The sequence below is a fragment of the Cellulomonas sp. genome (assembly GCF_035634735.1).
Taxonomy (GTDB): Bacteria; Actinomycetota; Actinomycetes; order Actinomycetales; family Cellulomonadaceae; genus Cellulomonas.
The window spans coordinates 1-4708 of the sequence record NZ_DASQCJ010000246.1 but is presented as its reverse complement, the minus strand read 5'-3'; the positions used below and the strand labels follow the sequence as shown (position 1 = coordinate 4708).

The window sequence follows — 4708 nt, the reverse complement described above, 5'->3', positions numbered from 1 at the left end:
CCGATGCCGCCGCGTTCACCTCGGGCGCGCTCGCCCTCGCGTGGTCGCTGTACCCCGAGGCGACCCCGAACCAGATGATGCAGTCGTTGATCCGGAACACCGGCGGCACCGAGCACGAGCCGGCGGTCGAGGACGTGGCGTGGGGCTACGGCATGGTGAACGTCCGGCAGATGCTGGACAGCGATCCCAGCGCCTACCCGGACGTCAACCCGTTCCTCGCGGACGACGAGAACGCCGTCCCGTCCATGGACCAGGTGCGCGCGGCGCTCGGCGAGGCCGATCCGGACGCGACACCGACTCCCACGGCGCCGGCCGCAGCGGAGCGGGATGAGCCCGTGGCCGCGGCTGACGAGCCGACGGACGTGTCCTCGGCGCTCCCGATCGCGCTGGGTGCCGCCGCGCTCGTCGTCCTCGCCGGCGCCGTGACCGCGGTCGTCCTCGTGCGCCGACGCGGCCGTCGGAGACAGCCTGACCCGACCACGAACGCAGGGGGACACGATGGGTGAGTACGCGGCACAGCTCGGTCGCACGCTCGACGCCGACCTCGGAGCGGTGCAGCGGCAGCAGGACACGCTGGGCTCCGGCGGCAGCACCACCGAGGGCACCGCGGCACAGCTGAGCGACGTCTCGGCCGGCCTGCAGTACCTCATGCGTGGCGAGGCCGGGGAGGCCGCGCAGTCGACCCTGTCCTCGCTCTCCGAGGACATCGCCACGCTCTCCCGCCATCTGACGACGCTGGCGTCCGCGGCGGGCGAGGCGCGCGCGGCGATCGCGGACGCGCAGGACAGCTATCACGAGCTGCCCCGCGGCACCGTCACCCCCGCGGAGCGGCGAGAGCTCACCCAGGCAGGACTGTTCGACGCCGCGGGGAACACCACCGGGCTGACGCCGGCGATGCTGGCGGCGCAACGCGAGCAGGCCCGGGAGCAGAAGGCGTCCGCGGCCCTCGCCGCGCTCGACGGTCGGCTCGGTCTGATCGCCATGCCGGTGGGGGCAGAAGAGGACTTCGTCATCGACGACTCCCCGGCCGGGAGCTCGTCGACCACCGGGCGATCGTCGTCCGCGGTCGGACCGGGCGGCTACGGCGGCGGCGTCACCGGCGGCCTCACCGGCGGGACGGTCGGCGGCTACGGCGGCGGCACGGGCGGTAGCGGCAGCGCGGTCTCGCCCACGTGGCAGCAGCCCGGCGGCAGCGGCGTCGGCGTGATCGGCGGCGGTGGGTCCGGCGTGGGCACCGGCGGCAGCGGCGGCGGGGTCGTGGGCCCCGGGTGGTCGGGCGGCTCGGGGAGCGGCGTCGGTGGCGGTCACGTGCCCGGGGCCGGTGACGGCAGCTCGGCGGACGGCAGCGTCGGAGGCGTCGTGCCCGGGGGCGGCGGGGCGGGTGCCGGCGGCGTGCAGGTCGGCGGCGCAGTGGGCGGTACCGGGAGCGGCGGCGGTCTCGGCGGGATCGGGGCCGGGGCCGGCGGCCTCGCGGGTGGCCTCGCGATCGGTGGCGGGGCGCTCGGCGGCGCGGCGCTCGGCCGCCTCGGCGCCGGTGGTGCCGGAGGCGCCGGCGGGCTCGGCGGCGGCGTGGCCGGCGGTGCGTTCGGCAGCGTCGGCGTCGGTGCCGGTGGACGCGCGGGCGTGAGTGTCGGCGGGGTCGGTGCCGGTGGCGCGACGGGTGGGCTCGGTGCGTCGGGCTCGGGGCTCGCGGGCTCGACGTCGACGCTCGGCCAGGGCGCGCAGACCGGTGCGGCCGGCGGCGCGGCGTCCGGCGCGCGGTCCGGCGGCGGCATGACGGGCGCCCCCATGGGCGGTGGTGCCGGTGCGGGCGGCGCGAAGGACGCCAAGCGGCGGGGCTCGTCGGGGCTGCTCGCGCCGGAGATCGATGTCGAGGAGGGCGCGGCGCGCCCGGACCTCGGCGCGGCGGCCGGGGCCGGCGGGCGGGACTCGCTCCCTGCGGCGCGCCCGGTGACAGCGGCCCGGGACGACGACGAGTGGTGATGCGCGTCCAGCTGGCGTCGCACCGACACGGAGGACGACGTGGCTCGACAGTGCGATGACGAGCCGCAGGGCTCCGGCTCGGGAATAGTGAGCGGAGTGCCAGGGGCGCTCTCGCGCGAGGCGCAGGCCCGACGACGCCGCCGCCTCGCGTGGATCGTCCCCGTCGCGATCGGGGTGCCGCTCGCCGCCGTCCTCCTCGTGGCGTTCCGGGTGGACGGTGGGCTCGTGGTCCTGGTGCTCGGCTTCCTCGCCCTGGTGACCGCCATCTCCGTGCTCCTCCGCCGGGCGGACCTGCGGAAGCGGGCCGCCAGGCGCCCGGCGGAGGAACCGGCGCTCGACGCCGACGCCATCCGTGCCGCGACCTCGCGGGGCGGTCCCGCGGCCGGCACGCGCGAGGTGCGCCGGCAGGCGCCGTGGCTGTCGCTCGGTGCGGCCGCCGCGGAGGTCGACCGGCTCGGACGGTGAGGCGGGCGCGGCCCGGGCCCGTCAGCCCTCCGCCGCGCCCCGGTCGACCAGCGTGAACACGCTCGCCGGGCTCGACGGGTCCGGGTCGAGCGCGAGCCCGCCCTCCTGGTCCGCCACCACGACGCCTGCGGCCGACGAGATGTTCACCTGGTCCGGCTGGTCGAGCGTCGCGACGTCGAGCTGCTGGTCCGGCGCGGCCGGGTCGCACGGCGCCACGGTCACGACGTCGTCGCTGGGCAGGCTCAGGCAGGACGACTGGCCGTCGGTGGTGGCGGTCGTGCGCACCTGGAACGCCTCGCCGGTGGGCTCGAACACCCACGTGGTCGAGACGCCGCCGGCCTCGGCGGGGTCGGCGACCGTGGTGACTCCGCCCTCGGCGGTCGTCGTGACCCACTCGCCGCCGTAGGTCTGGATGTCGACCTGGTTCGTGCCCGCGAGCAGGTCGCCGCCCGCCGTGGCGTCGTCGTCGGCGCCGGTGTCGTCGTCGGTCGTCGCGACCGGGTCCGGCGCGGGCGCGGTGTCGGTGGTGTCCTCGGCCTCCGCGGTGCCGCCGGTGCACGCCGACGTCCCGACGACGAGCGCGCCGGCCGCGAGGGCGAGCGCGAACGTGCGGGCGCGGGTGCGCGGGCGGCGGGTGGGGGTCGTGTTCACGGTGGTCCTCCAGCGGGTCGGCCCGACCGCTGCTCGATCGGTGGTAGCCGCGAGGGGCGCTCTGCACGCCCCTTACCTCGAACGTAACGGGACGAGGGGTGGGCGCAACCTCGCCGACGGCCGAGTCGCGCTCAGTCCCGCGCGATCGAGCGGCAGAACTGGCGTTGCCGCATCCCTTCCGCTGCCGGTAGACATGTGGCCGTGGAGGTGTCCGTCCGCGAAGCAGCCGACGCCATGGGCGTCAGCGACCGCCGCGTGCGCCAGCTCGTCGCCGCCGGGCGGATCCGCGCTCGCCGCGTCGGGTCGCAGTGGCTCGTCGACGGCGCCTCGCTCCCGATCGCCCCGCGGCGCAGCCGGCCGCTCAGCCCGACCGAGGCGTGGCTCCTCCTGGCCGCGGACCAGGCGCCCAGCGGTCGGCCCGGCCGGTGGCGCGAGCGTCGCGACCGGCTCCGGGCCGATCCGTCCCCGGCGACCCTCCTCGCCTCGTGGGCCGCGGCGCGCGGCGACCGGCTGCTGTTCGCCACCCGCGAGCCCGGGGGCGTGCTGGCCGACCCGGCCGTCGTCCGCTCCGGCCTCTCCGACCCGCGCGCCGCCATCAGCGCGGCCGACCTCGCGGAGGGCTACGTCCGCCGAGACGACCTGGACGCGGTCCGGCGGCGGCACCTCCTGCGGCCCGCGACCGGACGCGCCGACGTCGTCCTGCACGTCGTCGCGGTGCTCCCCGCCGACCCGGTCCCGCCGCTGGTGCTCGCCGCCGACCTCGCCGAGCACGACGGCCCGCGGGAGCTCGCGCGCGCGAGCGAGCTGATCGCCCAGGCGGTGCGCGCGGCGTGACGATCGCGCTGCCGCCGATGACCGTCGCGCAGACGGACGGGTGGCACGCGCTGCTGGAGGTGCACGACCGGCTGCCGCGCTGCTGGACGCTGGTCGGCGGTCAGATGGTGCACCTGCACTGCGCCGAGCGCGGCGCGGCCCCGGCGCGGCCGACAGACGACCTCGACGCGGTCCTGGACGTCCGGGCGGACGGCCGCATCCTGCACCGGTTCACCAGCGTCCTGGTCGACCTGGGCTTCACCTCGGCGGGGACGAGCCCGGCCGGGCACCAGCACCGCTGGACCCGCGGGTCGGCGCAGATCGACGTGCTGATCCCGCGCCGCGTGGGGGAGCGGGCGGCCGCACGCCGCGGGGTGCACGGCGGCACGACGCTGGGGACGCCGGCCGCGCAGCAGGCGCTGGACCGGAGCGCGGCCGTCGCGGTGGACGTCGCCGGGGTCGTCGGGCGGGTGCGGCGGCCGAGCCTCCTCGGCGCCCTGGTCGCGAAGGCGGCGGCGCACACCGTGGTGCTCGACCCGGACCGCGCGCGGCACCGCGCCGACTTTGCCGTGCTCACGACCGTCGTCGCGCCGTCGGACCGCATCCACGAGGCGGGGCCGCGGGACCGTCGCTACCTGCGCGGCATGCTCGCGGCGCTCGCGGACGACCGGCGGACGGTGCTCCGGGTCGACGGCGCCGCGGAGGGCGTCGCCACGCTGCGGGAGATCCTCGACGCCTGACGCCCGGACCCCGGCGCCCCCGCGCACGTGCCCCGCACGCCGCGAGGGGCGGACCC

5 protein-coding genes and 1 pseudogene are annotated in these 4708 nt (G+C 78.0%); 5 read left to right on the top strand and 1 reads right to left on the bottom strand.

Annotation, left to right across the window (positions count from 1 at the left end; genetic code table 11):
* From VER05_RS20225 to VER05_RS20215, 3 genes and pseudogenes are all read left to right on the top strand, one after another.
* Positions 1 to 506 (top strand): annotated as a pseudogene (locus tag VER05_RS20225) (hypothetical protein); the annotation flags it as partial.
* Positions 499 to 1983: a hypothetical protein gene (locus VER05_RS20220; RefSeq protein ID WP_324847097.1), complete on the top strand. Its 1485-nt coding sequence runs from the start codon at positions 499 to 501 to the stop codon at positions 1981 to 1983. The pseudogene VER05_RS20225 and the gene VER05_RS20220, both read left to right, overlap by 8 nt.
* Before the next feature lie 96 nt (positions 1984 to 2079).
* A complete protein-coding gene (locus VER05_RS20215) occupies positions 2080 to 2448 on the top strand; it encodes a hypothetical protein (protein WP_324847096.1) in 369 nt (122 codons plus the stop codon).
* Between the two features lie 21 nt (positions 2449 to 2469).
* Here the strand turns inward: VER05_RS20215 and VER05_RS20210 are convergent, their stop codons facing one another.
* A complete protein-coding gene (locus VER05_RS20210; RefSeq protein ID WP_324847095.1) occupies positions 2470 to 3099 on the bottom strand; it encodes a hypothetical protein in 630 nt (209 codons plus the stop codon).
* A gap of 201 nt (positions 3100 to 3300) precedes the next feature.
* Here VER05_RS20210 and VER05_RS20205 point away from each other — a divergent pair, with 201 nt between their 5' ends.
* Positions 3301 to 3933 carry a helix-turn-helix domain-containing protein gene (locus VER05_RS20205; protein WP_324847094.1) on the top strand — a complete coding sequence of 211 codons (633 nt, stop codon included), beginning with the start codon at positions 3301 to 3303 and terminating at the stop codon, positions 3931 to 3933.
* Entirely contained in the window at positions 3930 to 4652 is a 723-nt protein-coding gene (locus tag VER05_RS20200) for a hypothetical protein (protein ID WP_324847093.1), read from the top strand. Before VER05_RS20205 ends, VER05_RS20200 begins: the two co-directional genes overlap by 4 nt.
* The last annotated feature ends 56 nt before the right edge of the window (positions 4653 to 4708 follow it).

Excerpts from the sequence above, each read along its gene's own strand:
- VER05_RS20220 (WP_324847097.1), top strand. The coding sequence starts at position 499 with ATGGGTGAGTACGCGGCACAGCTCGGTCGCACGCTCGACGCCGACCTC.